Genomic DNA, 4,600 nt, shown 5'->3' with positions numbered 1-4,600 from the left:
ACGTGGCCGAGGCCGAGCCGGCACCCGAGGACGTGCTGGCCGACCTGCCCACGCCCCACGAGCTGTACGCGGAGCTCTCCGAGCACGTGGTGGGGCAGGAGGCGGCCAAGCGGGCGCTGTCCGTGGCCGTGTACAACCATTATAAGCGCATCAGCCTGGGGGCCGACGCGGCCGAGGGCGACGTGGAGCTGGCCAAGAGCAACATCATGCTCTTGGGCCCCACGGGCTCCGGCAAGACGCTCTTGGCGCAGACGCTCGCCCGCACGTTGAAGGTGCCGTTCGCCATCGCGGACGCCACCACGCTCACCGAGGCCGGCTACGTGGGCGAGGACGTGGAGAACATCCTGCTCAAGCTCATGACGGCGGCCGACTTCGACATCCCGCGCGCTGAGATAGGCATCATCTACATCGACGAGATCGACAAGGTGGCCCGCAAGGCCGAGAACCTGTCCATCACGCGCGACGTGTCCGGCGAGGGCGTGCAGCAGGCGCTCCTGAAGATCGTGGAGGGCACGGAGGCGAGCGTCCCGCCGCAGGGCGGCCGCAAGCATCCCCAGCAGGAGCTCATCCATATCGACACCACGAACATCCTGTTCATCCTGGGCGGCGCGTTCGTGGGCCTGGCCGACATCATCGCCGACCGCGTGGGCAAGAAGGGGCTCGGCTTCAACGCCGACATGCCCGAGTCCAAGAAGCACGCCGAGGCCGAGCTGCTGGCCCAGGTGCTGCCGGAGGATCTGAACAAGTACGGCATGATCCCCGAGTTCGTGGGCCGTATCCCCGTGGTGACGTCGCTTAACGAGCTGTCGGAGGAAGACCTCGTGCGCATCCTCACCGAGCCGAGGAACGCCCTGGTGAAGCAGTACACGAAGATGTTCGACTTCGAGGATTCCACGCTCGTGTTCGAGCCGGAGGCCCTCACCGCCATCGCGCACGAGGCCGTCGAGCACGGCACGGGCGCCCGCGGGCTGCGCTCCATCTGCGAGCGGGTGCTCATGGACGTGATGTACGACCTCCCCGAGCACGAGGGCGCCACCGCCGTCACCGTGCGCGCGAGCGACATCACGGGTGAGACGAAGCCGGAGATCGAGCCGGCGGGCGGGGCCGAGGCCCTGCCGATGGGCGACGAGGTGAGCCTGCAGAGCGCATAGCGCGGTCGCGGGATACGGGAGACGAGCGGGCGGATCGCGGATGTGCGGCGCGCCCGCTTTTCGGTTTGAGAGACTTTGAGGACGAAAGAGCAGACCATGGCCGATAACACGAACGAGAAATCCGGGGCGAGGAAGATCGACTACGACTTCGCAGCCCACGAGCGCCCCCTTTTCGAGGCATGGAAGGATGCCGGCTACTTCCAGCGCGGCGAGGGATTCGGCGCGAAGAAGGGGCAGCCCTACACCATCGTCATCCCGCCGCCGAACATCACGGGCGTGCTGCACATGGGCCATGCCCTGAACGACACCATCCAGGACACGTGCATCCGCCGCGCCCGCATGCAGGGCCGGCCCGCGCGCTGGATCCTCGGCACCGACCACGCCGGCATCTCCACGCAGACGAAGGTGGACAAGAAGCTGGCCGACCAGGGCATCAGCCGTCTGGAGATAGGCCGCGAGGCGTTCGTCGAGGCGTGCTACGACTGGTACAAGGAGTACGGCACCACCATCGTGAACCAGATCAAGGGCATGGGCTGCTCGTGCGACTACGACGACGAGCACTTCACGCTTGAGCCGGCCTACGTGAAGGCCGTGCGGAAGCTCTTCGTGGACTGGTACCACGACGACCTCATCTACAAGGGCAAGCGCATCGTGAACTGGTGCCCGCACTGCACCACGTCCATCTCCGACGACGAGGCCGAGTACGTGGACGAGGCAGGGCACCTGTGGTACCTGCGCTACCCGCTGACCGAGCCCGAGGGCGACTTGGAGTACCTCGTGGTGGCCACCACGCGCCCCGAGACGATGCTCGGCGACACGGGCGTGGCGGTGAACCCGAAGGACGAGCGCTTCAAGCACCTCGTGGGCAAGACGGTGAAGCTGCCGCTCGTGGACCGCGAGATCCCCATCTTCGCCGACTGGCATGTTGATATGGAGTTCGGCACCGGCTGCGTGAAGACCACGCCCGCGCACGACCCGAACGACTGGGCGATGGGCGAGCGCAACGGCCTCGAGCGCATCAACATCTTCGACGAGACGGCGCACGTGGTGGACGGCTACGGGAAGTTCAGCGGCATGGACCGCGACGAGGCCCGCGAGGCCGTGGTGGCCGCGTTCGACGAGCTGGGGCTGCTCGACCACGTGGAGGACCACGACCACTCCGTCATGACGTGCTACCGCTGCCACACGAAGCTCGAGCCCTGGGAGTCCGAGCAGTGGTTCGTGGCCGTGGACGGCCTCAAGCGCGACGCCGCGCGCGTGGTGGAGGACGGAAGCATCCAGTTCCATCCCGAGCGCTGGCGCCAGGTGTACCTCGACTGGCTGGAGAACCTGAAGGACTGGTGCATCTCGCGCCAGCTGTGGTGGGGGCACCGCATCCCCATGTTCTACTGCGACGAGTGCGGCTGGGAGGACGCGTCGGTGGAGGACATCGAGGCGTGCCCCGTGTGCGGGAAGCCCGTGCGCCAGGACGAGGACGTGCTGGACACGTGGTTCTCGTCGCAGCTGTGGCCGTTCGCCACGATGGGCTGGACCGAGGAGGGGGTGGACGCGCCCGAGATGCGCGCCGCGTACCCCACGCAGGTGCTCTCCACCGCGCGCGACATCATGGGGCTCTGGGTGGCGCGCATGGTGATGGCGTCCATGTACTGCACGGAGCAGATCCCGTTCGAGCACGTCATCATCCACCCCACGGTGATGGCCGCCGACGGCAAGCCCATGTCCAAGAGCCGCGGCAACGGCGTGGACCCGCTGCGCCTCATGGAGGACTACGGCGCCGACGGCATGCGCTTCGGCCTGCTCATGCAGGTCACGGGCGCGCAGGACCTCAAGTTCAACGAGGCGAAGCTGGAAAGCTCGCGCAACTTCGCGAACAAGATCCGCAACGCCGCACGCTTCGTCATGATGAACCTGGATGGCTATGAGCCGGGCGAGCCCGCGCCCTCGACGCCGGCCGACCGCTGGATCTTCTCGCGCTTGGCGGGCCTCGTGGCGCGCCTGGACGCGGCGTTCGACGGCTTCGAGTTCGGCGAGGCCACGCGCGAGCTGTACGCGTTCTTCTGGAACGAGTTCTGCGACTGGTACATCGAGTTCTCGAAGGCGCGCCTGGGCGCCGGGGCCGACCCGGCGGACCGCCTGGCGTGCCAGCGCAACCTCGTGTTCGTGCTCGACCAGGCGCTGCGCCTGCTGCATCCCATCATGCCGTTCGTGACCGAGGAGATATACCAGGAGCTGCCCATCGACCGCGAGGGCGCGCCGTACCTCATCGGCGCCGCGTGGCCGGACGCGCAGGAGCTGGCGAAGTACGCGGATGCGGAGGCCGAGCGCGCCATCGAGATGGTGTGCGAGACGGTGTCGGCCATCCGCAGCACGCGCGCCCGCTACGGCATCTCGCCGAAGTCCGAGCTGGCCGTGGTCGTAAAGGCCGACGAGGCGGACGCGGCCCTGCTCGAGGCCCAGCGGGGGCTCATCGAGGGCATGGGCAACACGGCGTCGCTCGCCATCGGCGCGCAGGTGGAGAAGCCGGCCGAGTCCAGCGCCGTGCTGGGCGCGGGGCTGGAGGTGTACCTGGTGCTGTCGGGCCTCGTGGACCTCGACGCCGAGCGCGAGCGCCTTGCGAAGGAGCAGGCCAAGCTCGCCGCCGACGCGGGCAAGCTGGAGAAGAAGCTCTCCAACCCCGGCTTCCTCGCCAAGGCCGCGCCCGAGATCGTGGAGAAGGACCGCGCCAAGCACGCCGAGCTCGCCGACAAGCTCGCCCGCGTGGAGGCCCAGCTGGTAGAATTGGGGTAGGGGCGGAACGGGTGTGACAGGGACCCCCTGTCACACCCGCCGGCCGCCAGGACGCATCGAGGCGCGGGCACGGGTCCGGATGGGCGCCTCTTGCGGAAATTGCCTGAACACGGGGGTGCGGTCGGACAACTTTGGTATAATGACTGACCGTGTCGGCGCTTCTGGCGGCCGGCACGGTGCATCGGGCGCCCGTGCGGCGCCTGGCAAGTCGAAGAAAACGAGGTTGAAATGAGCGAACTGCTGTCCCAGTTGTGGACGCCCGAGTTGCAGGCCGCGTTCACCGTGGTCGTCATACTGCTCGTCATTCTGTACGTGCTCTCCATCGTCTGGGTGGTCCGCGACGCGTACCTGCGCGGCTCCTACTGGTACGTGTGGGCCATCGTGGCGCTCATCCCGCTGCTGGGCATCATCGCGTACTGCCTGCTGCGCCCGCCGCTGCTGCAGATCGACCGCGACGAGCAGGAGCTGGAGATCGCGCTCAAGCAGCGCGAGCTCATGAAGTACGGCGAGTGCGCGAACTGCGGCTATCCGGTGGAGGCCGACTTCGTGCTGTGCCCGAACTGCCACCAGCGCCTGAAGAACCTCTGCGGCACCTGCAACCATGCGCTCGACCCGTCGTGGACCGTGTGCCCCTACTGCGCGACCCCCGTGGGCGGTGCCGC

The 4,600-nt window shown here is 67.7% G+C and carries 3 protein-coding genes; all 3 read left to right on the top strand.

What is annotated here, in order from left to right; all coding sequences use genetic code 11:
- Window positions 1-1,151, top strand: a 1,151-nt coding sequence (clpX, locus tag GPA_RS01205; protein ID WP_083808820.1) for an ATP-dependent Clp protease ATP-binding subunit ClpX, incomplete at its 5' end; no start/stop codon positions are given.
- Between the two features lie 96 nt (window positions 1,152-1,247).
- Window positions 1,248-3,938: a valine--tRNA ligase gene (locus GPA_RS01200; RefSeq protein ID WP_015538714.1), complete on the top strand. Its 2,691-nt coding sequence runs from the start codon at window positions 1,248-1,250 to the stop codon at window positions 3,936-3,938.
- 228 nt (window positions 3,939-4,166) lie between these two features.
- A partial coding sequence (locus GPA_RS01195) for a zinc ribbon domain-containing protein (protein ID WP_083808818.1) occupies window positions 4,167-4,600 on the top strand: 434 nt, incomplete at its 3' end.

The sequence above is a fragment of the Gordonibacter pamelaeae 7-10-1-b genome (genome assembly GCF_000210055.1).
GTDB classification, from domain to species: domain Bacteria; phylum Actinomycetota; class Coriobacteriia; order Coriobacteriales; family Eggerthellaceae; genus Gordonibacter; species Gordonibacter pamelaeae.
This window is presented reverse-complemented; position numbering and strand designations above follow the sequence as displayed.